Raw genomic sequence first — 21,150 nt, forward strand, 5'->3', positions numbered from 1 at the left:
CAAGAAGCGAGGAACTGCTATGACATCAGCGAACAATACGTCCAAGCCCGAGGTGGGGCAGCGCACATCATCGGCCTGCCAGACCGGGCATGAGCATAGCCATGATCATGGCCATGCGATGAGCGATCACAACCATGAGCATGATCACCGTCACGACCATGCTGCGCAGGCGTCACACGCTCACGAAGGGGCGTGCTGCTCGGCGCCCGTTTTGGGGCCATCGGTCGCGTTGGCGGCCAGTACTTCTACCCGTCTGGTGGTGCATATTGCTGACATGGACTGCCCGGCGGAAGAGAACATGATTCGCTCCGGCCTGAAAAAGCTGGATCAGGTCCAGAGTCTGGGTTTTGATTTGATGCAGCGGGTTTTGACCGTGGATCACGTGGAGGGCGCTCGCGACAAGGTGCTCAGTGCCCTGCGTGGCCTGGGTTTTGAGCCCCGCATGGCTGACGAGAAGCCTGTAAAGCAGGTCTCGCCTAAACAAGGTCTGATCCGCATTGCCGGGGCTGTGGTGCTGGCTTTGGCCGCCGAGATCAGTCATTGGCTGGCGGCACCCGAGTGGCTGGTCATTATTCTGGCCCTGGCGGCGATCTTGTCCGGCGGCGTTCAGGTCTACAAAAAAGGCTGGATTGCGCTGCGTAATGGTCAGCTCAATATCAATGCCTTGATGAGTATTGCCGTTACCGGCGCGGTGCTGTTGGCCCAATGGCCTGAAGCCGCCATGGTCATGTCCTTGTTCAGCCTGGCTGAATGGATTGAGGCCCGTTCCCTGGACCGCGCCCGTAACGCGGTGGACAGTCTGCTCAAGCTGGTGCCCGATGAGGTGCTGGTCAGTGCCGATGGCAAGGACTGGCAACGCGTACCGGCCAATCAGGTACGGGCTGGCTGGCAGGTGCGAGTGGCCCCTGGTGAACGGTTTGGTCTGGATGGTGAAGTTCTACAAGGTCAAAGTACGGTAAATCAAGCACCTATTACGGGAGAAAGCGCCCCCGTAGATAAAGCCCCTGGTGATGAAGTCTTTGCAGGCACCATCAATGGTATGGGCGAGCTGGTCTATCAAGTCCAGGCTGCGCATGATGACACCTTGCTGGCCCGCATTACGCGCTCGGTACAGGAAGCCCAAGCCAACAAGGCCCCGATTCAGCGCTTTGTGGACCAGTTCTCTCGCATCTACACCCCCTTGGTGGTGGTGGCGGCAGCCTTGATGGCCGTGGCCTTGCCCCTGATCTGGGACGTGAGCTGGTCTGAGTCCGTGTACCGCGCTCTGGTTCTGTTGGTGATTGCCTGCCCTTGCGCACTGGTGATTTCGACCCCGGTGGCGGTGGTCAGTGCTTTGGCCAGTGCCGCACGTGCCGGTATCTTGATTAAAGGCGGCGTGTATCTGGAACGGGCTCGTCAATTGCGCTACCTGGCGGTGGACAAGACTGGCACCCTGACTTTGGGTGAACCTTCCTTGAGCGAATACGGCAGTTTGCGTCCAAGCCTGTCGGATAGCGAAGTGCTGGATATGGCGCTTGCCTTGGCCGAGCGTTCGGATCACCCCGCTTCGCAAGCGATTGCACGTGGTCGCGTGGCATCGGGCCTGCTAAGCCTGGACCAGTTCGAGGCCTTGGCCGGCAATGGTGTGCAGGCACAAGGGGCGACAGGCCAATTGCGTCTGGGCAAGCGTAGCTGGGTGCTGGGCCAGAACCAGGCCCAGTCCAGTCAGGGCGAACAGCAAGCCGTAGAGAGCGGTGCCACCATGGTGTATCTGGGTGATGAGCAAGGGTTGCTGGCCTGGTTCGCCATGATGGATACCCTGCGTCCCACCACCACCCCAGCGATCCGTGATCTGCAGGCGCAGGGCGTGCAAGTGGAGGTGCTCTCGGGCGACCACGAACAAGCTGTGCGCCATGTAGCTCGGCAAGCCGGAATCAAGGATTTCCGAGGCGGGTTGCTGCCACAGGATAAGCTGGACCGTATCGAGGAAAAGCTGGGCAAGGGCCTGGTGGCGATGGTGGGCGATGGCATCAATGATGCGCCTGCCCTGGCCCGTGCGGATGTAGGTATCGCCATGGGGGCGCTGGGTTCAGACATTGCAATTGAAACTGCTGACGTGGCCTTGATGGACGATGATCTGGGCAAGATTGCCTTGCTGATGCGTCAGTCGCGGGCCTTGCATGCGGTGCTGTGGCAGAACATCAGCCTGGCCTTGGGCATCAAGGCGGTATTTTTGGTGATGGCCCTGACCGGACAGGCCACCATGTGGATGGCGGTGTTTGCCGACGTGGGTGCCAGCTTGCTGGTGGTGCTGAACAGCTTGCGTCTGCTTCGCGCCCGCCATCCTTGAGTTCCGTGTTTCGTGCAATTGAGCCCCACCTCTTTTAGGTGGGGTTTTTTTATGCTTCATTCTTATGTTGCGTCAAATAAGCCCATCACTAACGTGAAGTTGATTTGACACACAGTAGTATCATTAACGCTTCATTTGAGTTTGGGCCCCGCTTGTTTCTCATCTGTGTCAAGCAGGCTGGGCATGACAAGGACGCGCGATGATTGCACTGCTGGAAGCGGGTCGAGCCGGGCTCCTGGGGCGAAAACATTGGCTAAATAACCTGCTGGCTGGTTTGGTGGTGGGGGTGGTGGCCTTGCCGCTGGCCATGGCTTTTGCTATTGCATCTGGAGTCAAGCCCGAGCAGGGTTTGTATACCGCCATTATTGCCGGTTTGGCGGTTTCTTTATTTGGTGGCAGTCGGGTCCAGATTGCCGGGCCGACGGGCGCTTTCATTGTCATCTTGTCCGGGGTGGTGGCCCAGCATGGCGTGGCTGGGCTGCAAATTGCCACGCTGATGGCTGGGGTGATTTTGCTGCTGCTGGGCCTGTTGCGCCTGGGGGCGGTCATCCGCTTTATTCCCGATCCGGTCATTGTGGGTTTTACCGCGGGTATTGGGGTGATTATCTGGGTGGGCCAGTGGCGGGACTTTTTTGGCCTTCCCGTTGTCGAGGGGCAGCACTTTCACGAGAAGCTCTGGTTCTTGCTACAGAACCTGCCTTCACTGGATGGGGCAACCACGCTTTTAGGTGCCTTGTCCTTGGCTATTTTGATTCTGGTCCCCAAGGTTCCCAGTCTGGTGCGTTTACCCGGCCCTTTGGTGGCCTTGGTGCTCATCACGCTTATCCAGGCGATATTCCGTTTTGAGTCGGTGGCCACGATCGGTTCCAGCTTCGGGGCCTTGCCCAGTGGCTTGCCGTCGTTCCAATGGCCAGACATTACCTTGACCCGTGTGGTGGAGTTGATCGGGCCTGCCTTTGCCATTGCCATGCTGGGCGCGATCGAGTCTTTGCTGTCCGCGGTCGTGGCCGATTCCATGACTGGGACCCGCCACGACTCCAATCAGGAGCTGGTCGGGCAGGGGATTGCCAACGTGCTCTCGCCCTTGTTCGGCGGGATCGCGGCGACCGGGGCGATTGCCCGTACCGCTACCAATATTCGTAATGGTGGCGACAGCCCCATCGCCGGTATCGTGCATGCGGTTTTCCTGGTGCTGGTTTTGTTACTGTTAGCGCCGCTGGCCGCCTATATTCCGCTGACGGTGCTGGCCGCCATTTTGTTCATGGTGGCCTGGAACATGAGTCAGGCCAAGCTGGTGCTTCGTTTGCAGCGTCGCATGCCCCCGGCTGACTTATTCATTTTATGGGTGACGTTTGCGCTGACGGTATTTGCGGATCTGGTCGTGGCCGTCAACATCGGGGTGGTTCTGGCCATGTTGTATGTGCTCAAACGCACCTCAGATGGGGTGCAGGTGCGGGCGTTGGAAGGCCGTCGTTTGCAGCGGGCATTGGATTTGCCCCTTAACCAGGAGCTGCGCCAGGATATTTCGGTGCTCACCTTGGAAGGGCCCTACTTTTTTGCCAGCGTGGAGGCGGTGAATCGTTCCTTGCTGACGGTGCCCGAGCCGGTTCGGGCCGTGGTCCTGCGTCTGAATTACGTGCCGTTTGTGGATGCGACGGCCATGCAGGCTCTGGAAACCGCCCTGGCGGAGCTGGAGCAGCGCAATGTCATGGTGGCTCTTTGCGAAGCCAACGAGAAAGTGACTCGTAAGCTGGTACGCATGGGACTGTTCAAGCAGATTCACGCCAGTCGTGTGTTTGATAGTTTGCAGAACGCTTGGGAAAGTGTCAGCGAGACTCTGGACCACCGGGCCGGCAAGGAGAAAGACGTGGCCCTGTCCGAAACAGGCGTGATGACTTAAGCGAAGCGTTTTTGTTAGCCTGCTCGTGACAAGACCTTGTGTGGAATCATCCCCTCGTCAACAACGAGGGGATGATTGTTTGGAGCCAGGCTTGGCAAGAACCAATCCTGTTTTTCCAGTTTTTACTTTTGTACCCTATTCAGCACGGTACGAAAGCCCACATGCTGGGTAGACAGGGTGGTTTCCTGTGGCTGTCGTGAGGCTGGACGATAGCGTACGCAGAAATTGGCCGCACACAGAAACGAGCCGCCCTTGATGACGCCCGTTGCCGGGTTTGCCTTGGCATCCTTTGCCGCTGCGACAAGGGGTTTGGGTGTCAGGGGCCGATGTTGGGGCTGCCATGCACTGCGTGTCCATTCCCAGACATTACCGACTGAATCCCACAGGCCATAGTTGTTGGCCGGAAAACAGCCCACAGGGGCAGTGCCTTCGTAGCCATCACGCAGCAGGTTTTTGGCGGGGAAGTTACCTTGCCAGGTGTTGGCCATCAAGCGGCCACGCACTTCAGGCGTATTGCCCCAAGGGTAGCGTGCACTTTCCAGTCCGCCGCGCGCCGCAAATTCCCATTGCTCCTCCGTAGGCAAATCGCGTCCTAACCAGCGGGCGTAGGCCAGCGCATCCTCGTAAGCAATATGGACGACCGGATGATTGTCCCGGCCATCCAGATTGGTCTTTGGCCCGCCGGGATGACGCCAGTTGGCACCTGGTACCCATACCCACCAGTTGTAATTGCCGGTAGGGGCATGCTGATTGTGCCCGCCGTGGTGATCGTGGTCATGTGTCGCTGACGGTGGCGTAAAGACGGCGGATCCGGGCTGACGATACTGCTCGGGAACCTGAGCATTCGATGGGAATTCCGGCACCCGTTCCGCCTGGGTGACATAGCCTGTCGCCGCCACAAATTGCGCGAACTGGGCATTGGTGACTTCGTGCTGATCTATCTGAAAGGCCTGGACTTGCACGGGGTGTACCGGCTTTTCTTCAGGGTAGCCCTCGTCGGAACCCATCAGAAAGCGCCCGCCAGCAATGGCGACCAAACCGGCCTGATTGGCGACGCCTTGCTTGGCTGGGCCGAAGCCTGCCGGTATGCCGCTATACGCCTGGCAATCGTGCGCTGGCATCGGGGGAGGGGGCAGGACGGAGCCTTGTGCCGCTGCGGGCAGCGGAGCTGTTGCCAGCAGTCCGCATACCGTCAGCAGTGCCTTGGCTCGGGGGAGCTTAAAGGACTTCATCCAGATCCTTGTAGTAGTTCAGGCTGTTGCTGTAGCCAGGGCGGGACGCCAGACCTTCAAAATCCTCCACACCGTTACGCTTGGCATAGTGCTCGTACTCGGCAATCAGCTCTTTCAGCTTTTCAGGATGTGTTTCGGACAGATCGTTCAGCTCGGCGCGGTCTTCGGCCAGATTGAACAGCTCCCAGCGGTCTTTGCCCCACGGTGCATTGGCGTAGACGATTTTCCAGTCACCCAGGCGCATGGCGCGGCGGCCATTCAGCTCCCAGCCTTGGCGGAAGGTTTCATGCACTTGATCGCTGCGACCTGTCAGCACATCCACCATGGAGTTACCCTGCATGGGGATAACTTGGCGGCCACGGTATTCGCCCTTGGGTTGCTCGATCTGGGCCAAGGCCAGAATCGTGGGGGCGATGTCGGTGACGTGAGCTGGGGCGCGCACAAACTCGCCCTGACGTGTAGCACCGGGTACGCGCATGATGCTGGGCACCGAGATACCGCCTTCATACATAAAGGCTTTGTAAAGGTTGAATGGCGTGGAGCCAACTTGTGCCCAGCCTGGGCCATATTCGACAAAGGAGCCGGGACGGCCTGTGTTCTCGTAGCTGTTGTCGCGATGCTTGTGCGCCCAAGCGCGGGTTTCACCTTCATCCAGCACGGTATTGCCGTCGGCACCGTTGTCAGACAGGAAGATCACGACGGTGTTGTCGTATTGGCCGGTTTGTTTCAGGTGGTCGATGACGCGGCCAATTTGCGCGTCCATGGATTCCACCATGGCGGCGTAGACGGCCATTCGTTTGCTTTCTACGCGCTGCTGCTCAGGACTCAGCGCTTTCCAGCGTGGCCAGGCTGGATTGCCCACATAGCCTTGCATGTCCTGGGGGACTAGCCCCAGTTTCTTCATGCGTTCCAGGCGTTCTTCACGCAGCACGTCATAGCCTGCATCGTAGCGGCCTTCATATTTACGTATGTATTCTTCGGGCGCATGCAAAGGCCAATGCGGCGCGGTAAAGGCCAGGTAAGCGAAGAAAGGCTGGTCCTGGCGCGTGTCTGCGTCCATGTAGGACAGCAGGCGCGAGGCAAAAAACTCGCTGGAGTAAAAGTCCTTGGGCAACTGCACTTGCTTGCCGTTCTCACGGTACAGGGCAACCGGCGCTTTGTTGGCGTCGAACGTGATGATGCCGCTTTGGTCAAAGTGGCTGGCGCCACCGTGCATCAAGGCATAGGACTGGTCAAAGCCGCGATTGGGTGGGGCGACCTCTTCGGTCACGCCTAAATGCCATTTGCCCGCCATATAGGTGCGGTAGCCATTGTCTTGCAGGACCAGTGGAAAGGGCAGGGCCCGGTCGCTCAGAAAGCCTTCGTAGCCCGGTAGGGCGCGCTGCTGAGGTGTCATCAGTTCGGCCATGCCACCAAAGCCGACCTGGTGGTTGTCCGCGCCGGACATCAGCATGGCGCGGGTCGGGGAACAGAAGGGGGAGGCGTAAAAGTCGGTCAGGGCTACGCCGTCTTTGACCAGGGCGTCCAGGTTGGGGGTGGAGATTTCCCCGCCAAACGCACCTATGTCTGAATAGCCCAGATCATCGGCCACGATCAGCAAAATATTGGGGCGTTGTGTCTTTGTGGCGGCGTGGCTGCTTAGCGTGCAGGCGGCCAAGGCCAGGCCCAGCACGCTGCGCAGCAAATAGGTAGTTTTAGTGCATCGCATTGTCTTGTGTCTCAATCTAGTTATGTTTGTCGTGACCCTCGTCATCTGGCGGACCTCCGATGCAAGTTGCAGATGTGCCCGCTTATGAAGCCGTGGATGCGAGTGCCATAGGGAGTGTCCTCCCGGATTTGATTGAACACGAAGCAGCTTGGAGATTTCCAAGACTAAAAAGGTTTACTTGAATACCTAAAAAGTATGGTGGCTAATATAAGTATTGAAAATCAAGGAGCTAGGTTTGTGTGACGCGCGCGCTGTGGTTTTCCCTGATAGAGCCACAAAACCTTCTGAATGGAGTGTGTTCATTTGCCGCTATCAAGTTTGGGGAACGCACCAAGCGGTCAGCCAGAAAAATACCCCCACGCTACGCCTTTGGCTTGCGCTCCACCTCGCGGCCTGCATGCCGCCCGGATTCGTCTGGTGCACAGCAGTCTGCAATGGACTACTGTGTGTCCCGGCTCATCCCCAAGGAGGCGTTGTTTGCCGGGGGCGCCAAGTTTTGAGGCGGCCCGGGGGTAAAGAGCACCCCCACGCTACGCCTTTGGCTTGCGCTCCACCTTGCAGCCTGCATGCCGCTCGGATTCACCTGGCACACAGCAGTCCGCAATGGACTGCTGTGTGCCAGGTGAATCCCCAAAGGTTGGATCTGTCTCCAACTTTTGGGGTGTCGTTACCGAGTAAGGGGGGGAATGATGAAAATTAACGAACCAGCTTGAACTCGTCGTCGCCCATGAAGGCGTAGCGCAAGGCGTCGATCAGGGCCAGGAAGTAAGCCAGCGGGGCCCAGATGGCAAACAGTACCAGGAACAGCAGTCCCATGCCGATCTGGCCCAGGTAAAAGCGGTGTACGCCTAGCCAGCCCAGGAAAATCGCCAACACAATCGCAATCTTGCGGTGGCTGTTGGGTTTGGACATCTCATCTTTTTTGTTCTTGGAAATCCAGATGACCAGCGGGATGGTAATGAGCAAGGCAATCAAGGCTTTACCCCAGTGGACCGTCAGGTACTGCTGGACTTCACGCATCAAGTGGACGAAGTCATCAAACAGAAACCCCAGGTAGGAGGAGAGGTAGCGGATGATGGCCTCGCCAAAGGTCAAGCCCAACATGACGATCAGGAAAATGGCGATGCCTAGAATGATTTTTTGCAGCATGGTGTTTCCGTCAAAAAAACAGCAAATTCAATAAGTACGCGCCTGACGCACGGCTTGTTCCCAACTGAGCATCAGGGTTTGAGCTTCGTCGCGCGACATGGCAGGCTCGAACACCCGATCGCATTGCCACAGCGCCGCGATTTCCGGCAGACCTGAATACAGACCGCTGCCCAGGCCCGCCAGATAGGCTGCGCCCAGGGCGGTCGTCTCAATAGTAACGGGACGCACGACAGGCAGGCCCAACAAGTCTGCCTGAAATTGCATCAGAAGATTATTGGCGCAGGCTCCGCCATCCACACGCAGCTCGTGCAAGGTCGGGCCGCCGTTGGCTTGTACATCTCGATTCATGGCTTGCAGCACGGCGGCGCTTTGGTAGGCAATGCTGTCCAGGGCCGCGCGGGCAATGTGGGCCATGGTAGAGGCACGTGTCAGACCGGTAATGGTGCCTCGGGCTTGGGCATCCCAATAGGGGGCGCCCAGGCCAGTGAAGGCCGGAACCAGCCGTACGCCCTGGGCATCGGGCACGCTGCGGGCCAGCTCTTCAACTTGGGCGCTGTGTTCCAGAGCGCCCAGCCCGTCGCGTAGCCATTGGACGACTGCACCGCCAATGAAAACACTGCCTTCCAGTGCGTAGGCAGGAGTGTCGCTGTGATGGGCTGCACTGGTCGCGATCAGCCCGTTATGGGATTGGGGAATGTGCGAGCCACAGTGCATTAACAGGAAGCAGCCCGTGCCGTACGTATTTTTGGCCATGCCGGGCTTGGTACAGGCCTGCCCGAACAGGGCGCTTTGTTGGTCGCCCGCCACACCGCAAATAGGGATGGGGCTGCCCAGAATCTCGGGGCTGCAACAGCCAAACTCAGAGGCGGAGCTTTGTACCTGGGGCAATACGCTGGCCGGGATGTTGAATAGGGTCAGCAGCTCCTCGTCCCATTGCTGGCTATGAATGTTGTAGAGCAGGGTGCGCGAGGCATTGGTGACATCAGTGGCGTGGATCTTGCCGCCGCTTAAATGCCAGATCAGCCAGCTATCAATTGTGCCGAAAGCCAGTTCACCGCGCTGTGCCTGCTCACGGGCGCCGGGAATGGAGTCCAGCAGCCAGCGCAGCTTGGAGGCTGAAAAATAGGCATCGATGGGCAGGCCGGTTTTGCTGGTAATGGTGGCTTCGTGCCCCTGCTCGCGTAACTGGGCGCAGAAGTCCTCGGCGCGCCTGTCTTGCCAGACGATGGCCTTGTGCAGGGCCTGTCCGGTTTTCCGGTCCCACAGCACGGTGGTTTCACGCTGATTGGTAATGCCTATGGCGTGAATGTCCTGGGGGCGCAGACCGGCCTGCTCAATCGCTTGTCGGGCGGTCCGAAACTGTGTGTCCAGAATTTCCTGGGGATCGTGTTCCACCCAGTCTGTGCGTGGATAGTATTGCTGGGTTTCCTGCTGCGCCTTGGCCAGAATGCGGCCGTCTGCCGCGACAACAAGGCTGCGCGAGCTGGAAGTTCCCTGATCAAGAGCAAGTATGAATGTCATGCGAATGAGGCAGTAAAAGCGGAGCAGACCACAGTGTACTGGCTCTGTGTAGCCTGTGTCCGGTAGCTGAAGGCACCTTGATACGCGAGCAAACAAGTTTCACTGGACGGTAAGAGTTCAGGGGCTAAAATCAGGGTAAATCCCGAGCCAGCCAGTGATTTTTCGGGTGTCTGCTAATTTCAGGTCCAAAGCTCATCTTATGACTACATTAAGTTCCCCCTTATTAACCGATAGAGCCCAGATGATGGGCGCCTTGGCGCGCACCACTCAGGCGGATATGGTCGTGGTGGGGGGCGGGGCAACCGGCCTGGGTGTGGCCCTGGACGCGGCCCTGCGCGGCTTGAGTGTGGTGGTGTTGGAAGCCCAGGATTTTGCCAAGGGCACATCCTCGCGGGCCACCAAGCTGGTACACGGTGGGGTGCGTTATCTGGCTCAGGGCAACGTCAGCTTGGTACGCGAGGCCTTGCGCGAACGCATGCATTTGCTCAGTAATGCGCCGCATCTGGCGCAGCGCCTGCCTTTTGTCATGCCCAGCTACAAATGCTGGGAAACCCCGTTCTATGGGGTTGGTTTGATGGCGTACGACGGTTTGGCAGGGCGGGAAGGGTTGGGCCATACCCAGTTTCTGAGCGCTTCTAAAATTCGGCAACTGTTGCCGGGCGCCCGTCAAAGTGGCTTGAAAGGCGGTGTCAAATATTGGGATGGTCAGTTTGACGATGCGCGTCTGGCTTTGGCCCTGGCCCGTACGGCAGCCTTGAATGGTGCCTTGCTGGTCAATTACTGCCCGGTTGTAGAAGTGATGCACCGCGACGGCAAGGTGTCCGGGGTGCGCTGCCAGGACGGAGAAAGTGGTCAAACCTATACGATCCAGAGTCACTGCGTGGTCAATGCCACGGGGGTGTGGGTGGATCAGGTTCGAGAACTGGATGCGCGGGAAGCCGGGCGTCAATTGCGGCCTATGGTCTCGCCCAGCCAGGGGGTGCACTTGGTGGTCGATCAGACATTTCTGCCCGGTGAACACGCTTTGCTGGTGCCGCGTACCAAGGATGGCCGAGTGCTGTTTGCCGTGCCTTGGCTGGGCAAGCTGATTCTGGGAACCACGGATACCCCCCGGGATGATGTTCCTTTGGAGCCGCGTCCTATGGCCCAGGAAGTGGATTTCATTCTGAAAGAATCTGCGAATTATCTGCAAAAAGCCCCGACTGCGCGGGACGTGCGCAGTATCTGGGTAGGCTTGCGGCCCTTGGTGCGTCCGGCTGCCGAGTCGGCTGCGGGGAAAACGCAATCGATCAGCCGGGAACACAGCATTACGGTGAGCACCAATGGTTTATTGACGGTAACGGGTGGCAAGTGGACAACGTACCGAGCGATGGCTGAGGATGTGCTGGAACGTTGCCAGCAGTCCGGTTTGCTGGGGCCTTTGCCTGCCTGCCGGACTCAGGAACAACGCTTGGTGGGGGCTTCTTATGTAGGCGATCGGCGCTCTTTGGGGCGTACCGCTGGCCTGGATGCTTATGGCAGTGAGGCTGATTGGGTGCAGACCTTGCCCGGAGCCGATCAAGAGCTGGCTCCAGGCCTGAGCGTCGCCATGGTGCGCTTTGCCTGCCGCTTTGAATATGCCCGTACCGTGGAAGACATGCTGGCCCGTCGTTCTCGGCTTTTGTTCCTGGATGCGCGCCTGGCGCAATCACTTGCCCCGGCAGTGGCAGCGATTATGCAAGAGGAAACGGGGCGTTCGCCCGAGCTGGATGCTTTTCTGGCGTTGGCCGAGCAATACGCCACCGTGCCGACGTGCTAGCCGCATCGCAATAAAAAAGGGGCCCACTCATCATGGGCCCTTTTGTTATTTGTGCTCAATGGAACAGGGCCTTGTCATACAGGCTCATGTTCCATTCAATCCCGATACTGCAGGCTTGTCGATGAATCAATCAAAGAATGTGCGAGCCGTTTCAAAGCGTTTGGCGAAATAGGGATTATCCAAAGAATCAATTCGTACGCGCCCACCACTGGAGGGCGCATTGATGAACTGTTGCTTGCCTATATAGATACCGACATGCGAGTTGGGCGTGCCCAGTGTATTAAAAAACACCAGATCGCCAGGGCGTAGCTGCGAGCGGCTGACGCGCCGCGCCGCGCCGGCCTGATCGCTGGTACGACGCGGAACAGGGGAGCTGGATTCCTGACTGAATACATAATGCACCAGCCCACTGCAATCAAAGCCGGTAGATGGTTTGTGCCCGCCGTAGCGATACGGGGTATCCAGCAGGCTCAAGGCGGACAGGACCACGGCGGAACGCCGTTGCTCATCAAGCTCAAAGGTATGGGTAGTTGGAGGGCGTGAAGAAGGGGTATGTGCGCAAGCCGCCAGAAGCAGAGTCAGGCACAGGGTAAGCAGACGTTGCGTAAAAGCAGCAGGAATCATGGGCTGTTACAAAACGGATGTGGGGTTGGCGACACAAACGCTTATCGGAAGAATATCCGATATTTCGTCGATTTTCAGGCAGAGCCTAAGCGGGATCGACGAAATAGTCATGAATTAATGATTAATACATGCAACAAAACACATTTTTGATACAAGCGTTTTGATTTTTGTCATGTTACATCTAGTTTATATATACAACATTAAGTGAGCATCTGATAATATTCTGCTGTGTCTTGATACGTTTATTGCATATATCCGACGTTTTCCATGTTTTTAGAGTATTCATGGACAGTTTGTGTCGAGAGCGTTGATAATGTAAAAAATGTATTCATGCAATATATTGCAAGGCATGAAACATATTTATGTAACTTTATATGTTTTAAATATGTTTCGTTACAGAACTAGCTGATTAACAGTTTTACAAGGATGGCTGACATGCCCGTATCGGAAAATTCGCTGCTGAATGATATTCAGGAAGTCAATTTGTCGTACTTGTTACTCGCACAACGTTTGCTGCGGGAGAATTTTTCGGCAGGTATGTTCCGTTTGGGCTTTGACTCCGATGTGGCAGAGACTTTGCTGCGTCTGTCACCTGCTCAATTGGTCAAACTGGCCAGCTCCAGTTCGTTGATTTGCGGTTTCCGTTTCAACGATTACGACCTGCTTACCACCTTGACGCAGGATGTGCTCGGAGGGGTATTGCAGCAGGCCCACTCCACCATTCTTCTGTCCCAACGCGCGACGGCAGAGCAAGCCGGTTAAACCCGCTGCGAACTTATTACATCAAGAACTATGGCTATAAAAAGCGTCGCCAAAGAAGCCCAGGAAATTGGGCTGGCTTCCGACATGATTGAGCTGGGGGCGCGCTTGCAGGTTTTGCAAGCAGAAACATCATTGAGCTATGACCGGCTGGCCCGTTTATACCGCGAAGTCAAAGGCTGCTCGCCGCCTAAAGGCATGCTCCCTTTTTCTGTCGACTGGTTCATGACCTGGCTGCCCAATATCCACTCCAGTCTTTTCTTTAGTATTTACCAGTTCATGGCTGTGCATACGCCTTGCGACAAAAGTCGTGCGCTGGTTGAGGCCTATCGTTTGTACCTGGAGCAATCCTCGGCCGGGCGCTCGGAGCTCGAGCCAGATGAAGAGCCTGTGCTCAGTTTTACCCGTGCGTGGATGCTGTTGCGCTTTTTTGATAGTGGCTTGCTGCAACTGTCCCAATGCGAACGCTGCAAAGGGGGCTTTGTGGCCCATGCGCACGACCCTGACGCGGGCTTTATTTGTGCCATTTGCCGTCCGCCCCCACGGGCAGGCAAGACGCGTGCCAGCAAGGCGCGCAGCGCCTCTACGTCTCCTGCTAGCAAAAGCCGAAAATCGGAGCCTGTCAGGCAGTCGCAATCCAGAGCCCCGGGGCATGTCAACGTCCAGGTAGACGTGCCCGTTTAACAAGAGCTTTTGTATCGTCAGTGTGCAGCAAAGCCGGATGGATGCTGGTTTTTGATGTGGATCTGATAAGAATCTGAACGTGTCAAGGCAACTGGAAGCGTCGATCTAGGCTGGAAAAAGGCCATTAACGCGTCGTTTTAGCCCGGTTGCTTGCCGCCATCATTAGCAGCGTGTATTTGAAGAAGGCGTATCCGTGCTTATCATCCTTGGATATATCATTGTTTTCGTTTCCGTTTTCGGGAGCTTTGTGGGGCTGGGTGGGCATCTGGGTGCGCTCTACCAGCCTTTTGAGTTATTGCTGATTGGTGGCGCGGCCCTTGGGGCCTACTTTGCGTCCAACAGCGGTAAGTCCATCAAGCTGCTGGCCAGAGCCTTGCCGACCGCCTTTCGCAGTAGCCCCTACAACAAGCAGTTATATATGCAACTGATGGGCATGCTGTCGGTGCTGCTGAACAAGGCACGGCGCGATGGCATGATGTCTATCGAGGCCGATATCGAAAATCCTCAGCAAAGTCCTATCTTTTCCGATTACCCCAATGTGGTGAAGGATCCGGTTCTGATGAACTTTGTGTCCGACTACCTGCGTTTGATGATCAGCGGCAATATGAGCTCGTTTGAAATTGAAACGCTGATGGATCAGGACATTGAAACCCACGAGCATGAGCTGAATGTGCCAGCGCGCGCCTTGCGTGAAGTGGCTGATGCCTTGCCCGCTTTCGGCATTGTGGCGGCGGTGCTGGGGGTGGTGAAAGCCCTGGCTTCGGTTGACCAGCCGCCCGCCGTGCTGGCTGATCTGATTTCCAAGGCCATGGTGGGGACCTTTCTGGGTATTTTGATGGCCTACGGTTTTGTCGCGCCACTGGCCGCAACGATCGAGCGCCGTACGTCGGACTCGGTCAAGGTTCTGGAATGCATCAAGGTGACCTTACTGGCCAACCTGAATGGCTACCCTCCCCAACTGGCGGTGGAGTTTGGCCGTAAAGTGCTGTTTTCCTCCGATCGCCCCTCGTTCCAGGAACTGGAGGAGCATGTGCGTCAGGCCCGCTCGGGTGCTGGTCGCAAAGCGTAAGCGGATGCGTTCATGAGCAATCATAAGGATCGCGTGGTCATCCGTCGCAAGAAGATGGCCCATGCCGAGCACCATGGTGGTAGCTGGAAAATTGCCTATGCCGATTTCATGACGGCAATGATGGCTTTTTTTCTGGTGATGTGGATTCTTTCTCTGGTTCCCAAGCAGGACTTGAAGGAAATCGCCGATTACTTTCGCATGCCCTTGATGGATGCCGTCTCTGGTGGCCATCAGTCTGACTATTCACGCAGTGTCATCCCGGGTGGTCAGCCCAGTCTGGTTCCCAATCCTCATCCTGGTGTCAGCAACAACCAGGCCGCCGACGACCGTCAGGACGTCGAGCGTCTGGAGGATTTGAAATCAGCGCTGGAGGAGTTAATTCGTATTGATCCCGTCCTGAAAGAGTTCCGTCCGCAGTTGTTGCTGGACATGACCCAGGACGGTTTGCGTATTCAGATTATTGACCGTCAAAGCCGCCCCATGTTCTCTACGGGCAGTGCCCAGGTGCAACTTTACATGCGGGCCATTTTGCGCTCGCTAAGTTCCCCCTTGAACGAGATGCCTAACCGGATTCTGATTTCCGGTCACACCGATTCGCTGCAGTACGCCAGTGGCGAGCGTTTGTACAGTAACTGGGAGTTGTCCGCCGACCGTGCCAATGCCGCTCGACAGGAGCTGGTGGCTGGCGGCCTGGCCGAGGCCAAAGTCAAGCAGGTGGTGGGTTTGGCCGATAGTGTAAGTCTGGTTAAAGATAACCCGGCTGCAGCCGTAAATCGACGTATCAGCCTGCTCGTGCTCAATAGCCGGGCGGAACGACGCATGGATGAGCAGGCCGCAAGCGGTTCGGAAGAGTTTGATTTGCGCGAAGCCATGCAGGAGACCGAGGGACCCATCAGTATTCATATTCCCGGTCTGCCTGAAATGCCTTCTGCCTTGCCAATGGTGCCTTAAGGCCTGTTAATAGGCCCGATGGCCTACGCGATTGGGCTGTGCTTTTTGTTTTGTTGTTCTAAGCCATAACCAGGAAGGAAGTGTTCATGAGCTCCGGCGTAGATCTGAGTCAGTTTTACGAAACCTTTTTCGATGAAGCCGATGAGTTGCTGGCGGACATGGAGCGCTTGCTGCTGGAGCTGGATCTGGACGAGCCTGATCGCGATCAGCTCAATGCCATCTTCCGGGCCGCGCACTCAATCAAGGGTGGTGCCGGCACGTTTGGTTGCTTCGGTCAGCTGGCTGAAACCACCCACTTACTCGAAAATCTGCTCGATCTGGTCCGTAATGGCGAAATGCAATTGCGCAAGGACATGATTGACCTCTTTCTGGAAACCAAGGACGTGCTAACCGGACAAGTCAATGCCTACCGCGAGGAACAGGAGCCTGACGAGGAAGCCTACACCCGCATCTGCGCGCAACTGAGGCAATTGGCCCTGGAACAAAAGGGCATTTTGGCAACCGATACGAAAGGCACCGAAGCGATTTTGCAGGCCGAGCCTGAACCGGAACCCGAACCGGCTGCCGATACAACCGGCCTGCCGCTGCGGGTGTCCATGGGACCGGTGTCGGATAAAGATGCCCAGGCTTTGCAACAGGAAATGGAGCTGATGGGCACCATCGTCCATCAGACACGCGAGGGTGACCGCCTGGATATCTGGGTGGAAACCACGGGTTCGGCTGACGATATTCTGGCTGTGTGCTGCTTTATTTTGAATGCCGATCAGGTGTCGGTAAAACCGGCCGCTGTGCCGGGACAAGCCGCTGCACCTGCTCAGGCTTCAGAGGCGACCGTGGCTTCTGTGAGTACCGAGGCTGCCGAGCCTCCCGTGACAGCACAAGCGACTGCTGCGCCAGTTCCGCCAGTTGCTGCGGCTGCCGAACCTGAGAAAACCCAAGCGGTTGTGCCTGCTGCCACGGCCAAAGCAGCAGAAAAACCGGCCAAGGCTGCCGCTCCCAAAGAGTCCGGCACTATCCGTGTCGGTGTGGAGAAAGTGGATCAAATCATCAACCTGGTGGGCGAGCTGGTCATTACCCAAGCCATGTTGGTGCAAACGGCCTCGACGCTGGATCCAGTCGTCCATGATCGTTTGCTCAACGGTATTGAGCAACTGGAACGCAATGCACGTGATTTGCAAGAGTCCGTGATGTCCATCCGCATGATGCCCATGGACTATGTGTTCAGCCGCTTCCCGCGTGTGGTGCGTGAAAGCGCCGCGCGCATGAACAAGAAAATTCGTCTGGTCACCAAAGGGCAGGCCACCGAGCTGGACAAGAGCCTGATCGAACGCATTATTGACCCGCTCACTCACCTGGTGCGCAACAGTATCGACCACGGCATTGAAATGCCTGAGGATCGTCTGGCTGTGGGCAAGGAAGAAGAGGGCGTGCTGACCTTGTCGGCCCAGCATCAAGGTGGCCACATCATTATCGAGGTGGTGGACGATGGCGCTGGTCTGAACCGCGAACGCATTCTGAAAAAAGCCATGTCCTCGGGCTTGCCAGTGACCGATACCATGCCGGACGATGAGGTCTGGCAACTGATTTTTGCACCGGGCTTTTCTACGGCCGAGAAAGTGACGGAAATTTCCGGGCGTGGCGTGGGTATGGACGTGGTGCGACGCAATATTCAAAGCATGGGTGGTCACGTGCAACTGTACTCACGTGCGGGTCAGGGCACTACCACCCGTATTGTCCTGCCCCTGACGCTGGCCATTTTGGATGGCATGTCGGTGCAGGTAGGCAATGAGGTCTTTATCTTGCCGTTGGCCCACGTGACCGAATCCATGCAGCCCACCGAAGAGCAGTTGCGCCGTGTATCCGATACCGATCACGTGATGTTTGTGCGCGGCGAGTATCTGCCCCTGATTTCCCTGCGGGATATTTTCTCGGTTGAAGAGGCCGAGAAAGATGTGACCCGCGCAATTGCCGTTATCTTGCAGGCCGAAGACATGCGCTTTGCCTTGCTGGTCGATCACCTGATTGGTCAGCATCAAGTCGTGGTCAAGAACCTGGAAGCCAACTACCGAAAAATTCCGGGTATTTCTGCTGCCACCATTTTGGGCGATGGCAGCGTAGCCCTGATTGTTGATGTTTTTGCCTTGCAACGTCTGGCGCGTGACCCCGCCTCGACGTGGGCCTGATTATTCGGAGATCTTTATGTCCAACGACTTTACTTCCCACTCCGAAGCTGCCGAGGCTGGCGGCAAGGAGTATCTGGTATTTACTCTGGGCGACCAGGAATACGGCATCGATATTCTGAAAGTTCAGGAGATCCGGGGCTACGACTCCCAGACCGTAACCCGCATTGCCAACGTACCGAACTTCATCAAGGGTGTCACCAATCTGCGCGGCGTGATTGTGCCGATCGCGGACTTGCGGGTGCGCTTTAACATGGAGCGGGTGGAGTACGACCACCAGACCGTGGTGGTGATTCTGAATCTGCGCGACCGTGTGGTCGGTGTGGTGGTCGATGGTGTGTCGGACGTGCTGGTTTTGCAGTCGTCCCAGATCAGCGCCGCCCCCAGCTTTGGCACGGCGTTCTCGACCGAATACCTGACCGGGATCGGTACGCTGGGTGAACGTATGCTGATTTTGGTGGATATTGAAAAATTGATGACCAGCGAAGAGATGGCGCTGGTCGATAGCGCAGTGGCCTGATCGCCCGAGTCTGCAAAGACTGGCAAAGCGGGGACCTGTTTACCGGGTCCTTTAAGGAATGTTCGGGTCGGGGGAGGCGTCACAAGCGCCTCTGATGTTCGGATCTACTCTAGACAAGGTGCTTGCAATGCTGGATGGATTACGTTTGGCCAATCTGAAGGTGCGGACCAGTCTGATTCTGGTACTGGTGTTTTTTTTAGTCATGCTGGTGGCAGGTGCTGCGTTGGGGATTTTGTCCCTGCGCGCCAATAACGGTGCGCTGCAAAGCATCGTGGTCAATCAGCGAGTAGGCTCGGCCATGTATCAGGCCATCGAGAGCTACAAAGAGACCCAAACCCTGATTGGACGAGCGGCTATCAGCTATGTGGTCAGCAACGATCTGCAAAATCAGGACCTGATGGCCGAGTGGAGCGACGTTGCTCCCAAAACCTCGGCAATCAGCACAGCGACCCAGGATGCCCTGGAGGCAACACGCAAGCAGTTCGAGCTGGCGCAGGAAGCATTTTTTGAGTATCAGGGCATTGCCACGCAACTGGAAGGCACCAACGACTATTATCAGCGCGTGGATGCCGCCTTCATGTCCTTGATGCAAGGTGGGGTGCTGCCTTTGATTGCCTATCTGGAGCAGGGCGATATCGCTGGTTTTCGTGGCTATGTGGCCACCACGACCAAGTTTTTGGAAGAAGATCTCTATAGCGCCTTGAATTCCTTGCAGCAAGCTCAGCAGCGCTCTATCGATGAGCAGTACCAGAAAGAAAACGAGCAGTACAACATGGTGGTCCGTCTGGTGGGGCTGGCGATGGTGTTTTGCCTGTTTATCTCCTTGGCGGTGTATGTGTTCCTGAACCGCATGGTGCTGCGTCCCTTGCGTCAGGCGGGTGCACATTTTGATCGCATTGCCAGCGGCGATTTGACCCAGCGTGTGGAAGTGAAGTCCACCAATGAAATCGGTGTGCTGTATGACGCCGTACGACGCATGCAAAACAGTTTGCAGTCCATGGTGCATACCGTGCGTCAGGGGGTGGAAGAAATTACGTTTGGCTCGCGTGAAATCTATGTGGGCAATACGGATTTGAGCAGCCGCACGGAAGAACAGGCGGCCTCCTTGCAGCAAACTGCGGCCAGCATGGAGCAGTTGGCCAGCACCGTACGTCAGAACTCGGACAATGCCCAGCAAGCGGATCAGGTCGCCAAGAGTGCGTCGGATGTGGCGCTGCGTGGCGGACAGGCGGTCTCGACTGTGGTGCAGACCATGGAAGACTTGTCGGCCAGTTCGGGACAAATTGCCCAGATTGTAAATGTCATTGATGGTATTGCCTTCCAGACCAATATTCTGGCCTTGAACGCGGCGGTAGAGGCGGCCCGGGCAGGGGAGCAGGGCAAGGGCTTTGCCGTGGTGGCCGGCGAAGTTCGCAGCCTGGCCCAGCGCAGCGCGCAAGCGGCCCGTGAGATCAAGGGTTTGATCGAGCAGTCGTTGGCCAAAGTTAAAGAAGGAACCCGTCAGGTCGATGAGGCGGGCAAAGTGGTTATGGAGGTGGTCAGTTCGGTACAGAGTGTGACCACTATCATGGCGGAAATTTCGTCAGCCTCGAACGAACAGTCAGAAGGAATTGAGCAGGTTAACCGGGCAGTTGCACAAATGGATGTGGTTGTGCAGCAAAATGCGGCCTTGGTCGAGCAGGCAACCGCAGCAGCGGGCTCCTTGCAGGATCAGGCAACCCGTCTGTCCGACGCGGTGTCGGCGTTCAAAGTGAGCGCACAAGACATTATCGATGATCCGTATGAGGCGCCCGAGCCGGAGCGATTGCGTTCCGGCGAGCGTCTGTCGACGGGGCCTTTTAGCGGGACCTTGGCCAGCCTGTAGTTATATGAGCACATCTGTGGAACCTTTTGTTTATACATTGCCCTCGATCCCGCAGGCCTCGAGGGCCGACTGTGAGCGAGCCGCGCGCTTGCTCAAGTCGTATGCGGGCATCATCTTAGGTACCCACAAAGAAGATATGGTGGCCCGCACACTGGGTATGCGCAGCCAGAACGCGGGTATGCGGGAGGTGCGACAGTACCTGGATATTCTGGAGCAGGACACCCATAGCCAGGAGTGGCAGGACTTCGTTAACGCGTTCACCATCAATCACACGGCATTTTTCCGTGAACAACATCACTTCGATATTCTGGGCAAGTTTGTCAGTACACGCGGCAAACCTCTGGATATCTGGTGCAGCGCAGCGTCCACCGGCGAGGAAGCCTATTCCATTGCCATGACGGTGCGCGAACATTGCCCTTCGCCGGATGTGAATGTGTCTATCCTGGCCAGCGACATTGATTCGGCCGCCTTGGATAAGGCCCGTCAGGGCGTGTACACCCTGGAGCGTATCCAGCCCGTACCCGATTTGTGGCTGCCGCGTTACTTTCAGCGCGGTGTGGGGGCTCGCAAAGGCCTGGCGCGTGTCAAACCGGTGCTGCGCAATATGGTGGAGTTCGAGGAGTTCAATCTGGTGGGGTCGGCCTGGCCTTCGTCCAGTCGTTTTGATGTGATTTTCTGTCGAAACACCATGATTTATTTTGACCGGGACGATCAGACGCGCATTCTGGAGCGATTCGCCGCTGTGACCAAACCGGGTGGCCTGTTGTTTGTGGGGCATTCCGAGAACTTCTCCTACCTGACCAAAGCCTTTCGCCTGCTGGGTCAGACGGTGTATGTCCGGAACTAGGGTCCAAGGGGGGCT

16 protein-coding genes are annotated in these 21,150 nt (G+C 56.9%); 11 read left to right on the forward strand and 5 right to left on the reverse strand.

The features are described 5' to 3' along the window. Window positions 1-19 precede the first annotated feature (19 nt). Complete coding sequence (locus AC6I6N_RS00235) at window positions 20-2,329, forward strand: heavy metal translocating P-type ATPase (protein ID WP_107685416.1); 2,310 nt, start codon at window positions 20-22, stop codon at window positions 2,327-2,329. A 199-nt stretch (window positions 2,330-2,528) separates the two neighbouring features. Next, window positions 2,529-4,229 (forward strand): SulP family inorganic anion transporter, encoded by a 1,701-nt coding sequence (locus AC6I6N_RS00240; protein WP_094196083.1) that lies wholly within the window; start codon window positions 2,529-2,531, stop codon window positions 4,227-4,229. 122 nt (window positions 4,230-4,351) lie between these two features. On the opposite strand, the gene AC6I6N_RS00245 is transcribed toward AC6I6N_RS00240, so the two are convergent. The 4 genes from AC6I6N_RS00245 to glpK all read right to left on the reverse strand — a co-directional run bounded on the left by AC6I6N_RS00245 (window position 4,352) and on the right by glpK (window position 9,839). After that, window positions 4,352-5,461, reverse strand: a complete 1,110-nt coding sequence (locus AC6I6N_RS00245; RefSeq protein ID WP_497942528.1) for a formylglycine-generating enzyme family protein — start codon at window positions 5,459-5,461, stop codon at window positions 4,352-4,354. After that, window positions 5,448-7,169: an arylsulfatase gene (locus tag AC6I6N_RS00250; protein ID WP_199827864.1), complete on the reverse strand. Its 1,722-nt coding sequence runs from the start codon at window positions 7,167-7,169 to the stop codon at window positions 5,448-5,450. Before AC6I6N_RS00250 ends, AC6I6N_RS00245 begins: the two co-directional genes overlap by 14 nt. 696 nt (window positions 7,170-7,865) lie before the next feature. Next, window positions 7,866-8,318: a TM2 domain-containing protein gene (locus AC6I6N_RS00255; protein ID WP_094196085.1), complete on the reverse strand. Its 453-nt coding sequence runs from the start codon at window positions 8,316-8,318 to the stop codon at window positions 7,866-7,868. Between the two features lie 27 nt (window positions 8,319-8,345). Beyond that, on the reverse strand, window positions 8,346-9,839 hold the full coding sequence (glpK, locus tag AC6I6N_RS00260) for a glycerol kinase GlpK (protein WP_497942530.1): 1,494 nt from the start codon (window positions 9,837-9,839) through the stop codon (window positions 8,346-8,348). 199 nt (window positions 9,840-10,038) lie between these two features. Here glpK and AC6I6N_RS00265 point away from each other — a divergent pair, with 199 nt between their 5' ends. After that, on the forward strand, window positions 10,039-11,637 hold the full coding sequence (locus tag AC6I6N_RS00265; RefSeq protein WP_108727130.1) for a glycerol-3-phosphate dehydrogenase/oxidase: 1,599 nt from the start codon (window positions 10,039-10,041) through the stop codon (window positions 11,635-11,637). 126 nt (window positions 11,638-11,763) lie between these two features. On the opposite strand, the gene AC6I6N_RS00270 is transcribed toward AC6I6N_RS00265, so the two are convergent. Then, on the reverse strand, window positions 11,764-12,261 hold the full coding sequence (locus tag AC6I6N_RS00270) for a C40 family peptidase (RefSeq protein WP_108727131.1): 498 nt from the start codon (window positions 12,259-12,261) through the stop codon (window positions 11,764-11,766). A 435-nt stretch (window positions 12,262-12,696) separates the two neighbouring features. Here AC6I6N_RS00270 and flhD point away from each other — a divergent pair, with 435 nt between their 5' ends. From flhD to AC6I6N_RS00310, 8 genes are all read left to right on the forward strand, one after another. Continuing rightward, complete coding sequence (gene flhD / locus AC6I6N_RS00275; protein ID WP_094196089.1) at window positions 12,697-13,023, forward strand: flagellar transcriptional regulator FlhD; 327 nt, start codon at window positions 12,697-12,699, stop codon at window positions 13,021-13,023. Between the two features lie 30 nt (window positions 13,024-13,053). Beyond that, window positions 13,054-13,704, forward strand: coding sequence for a flagellar transcriptional regulator FlhC (gene flhC, locus AC6I6N_RS00280; RefSeq protein ID WP_094196090.1), 651 nt, complete (start codon window positions 13,054-13,056; stop codon window positions 13,702-13,704). A 193-nt stretch (window positions 13,705-13,897) separates the two neighbouring features. Beyond that, on the forward strand, window positions 13,898-14,773 hold the full coding sequence (gene motA / locus AC6I6N_RS00285; RefSeq protein ID WP_108727132.1) for a flagellar motor stator protein MotA: 876 nt from the start codon (window positions 13,898-13,900) through the stop codon (window positions 14,771-14,773). A gap of 12 nt (window positions 14,774-14,785) precedes the next feature. Further along, a complete protein-coding gene (motB, locus tag AC6I6N_RS00290; RefSeq protein WP_108727133.1) occupies window positions 14,786-15,724 on the forward strand; it encodes a flagellar motor protein MotB in 939 nt (312 codons plus the stop codon). Between the two features lie 86 nt (window positions 15,725-15,810). Next, window positions 15,811-17,907 carry a chemotaxis protein CheA gene (gene cheA / locus AC6I6N_RS00295; RefSeq protein ID WP_264672606.1) on the forward strand — a complete coding sequence of 699 codons (2,097 nt, stop codon included), beginning with the start codon at window positions 15,811-15,813 and terminating at the stop codon, window positions 17,905-17,907. Window positions 17,908-17,923: 16 nt separating this feature from the next. Continuing rightward, window positions 17,924-18,424, forward strand: a complete 501-nt coding sequence (locus tag AC6I6N_RS00300) for a chemotaxis protein CheW (RefSeq protein ID WP_094196094.1) — start codon at window positions 17,924-17,926, stop codon at window positions 18,422-18,424. A gap of 127 nt (window positions 18,425-18,551) precedes the next feature. Then, window positions 18,552-20,288, forward strand: a complete 1,737-nt coding sequence (locus tag AC6I6N_RS00305; protein WP_094196095.1) for a methyl-accepting chemotaxis protein — start codon at window positions 18,552-18,554, stop codon at window positions 20,286-20,288. A gap of 4 nt (window positions 20,289-20,292) precedes the next feature. Next, on the forward strand, window positions 20,293-21,135 hold the full coding sequence (locus AC6I6N_RS00310) for a CheR family methyltransferase (RefSeq protein WP_230018714.1): 843 nt from the start codon (window positions 20,293-20,295) through the stop codon (window positions 21,133-21,135). Window positions 21,136-21,150 lie beyond the last annotated feature (15 nt).

Source organism: Alcaligenes sp. LTN-3, from assembly GCF_059735605.1.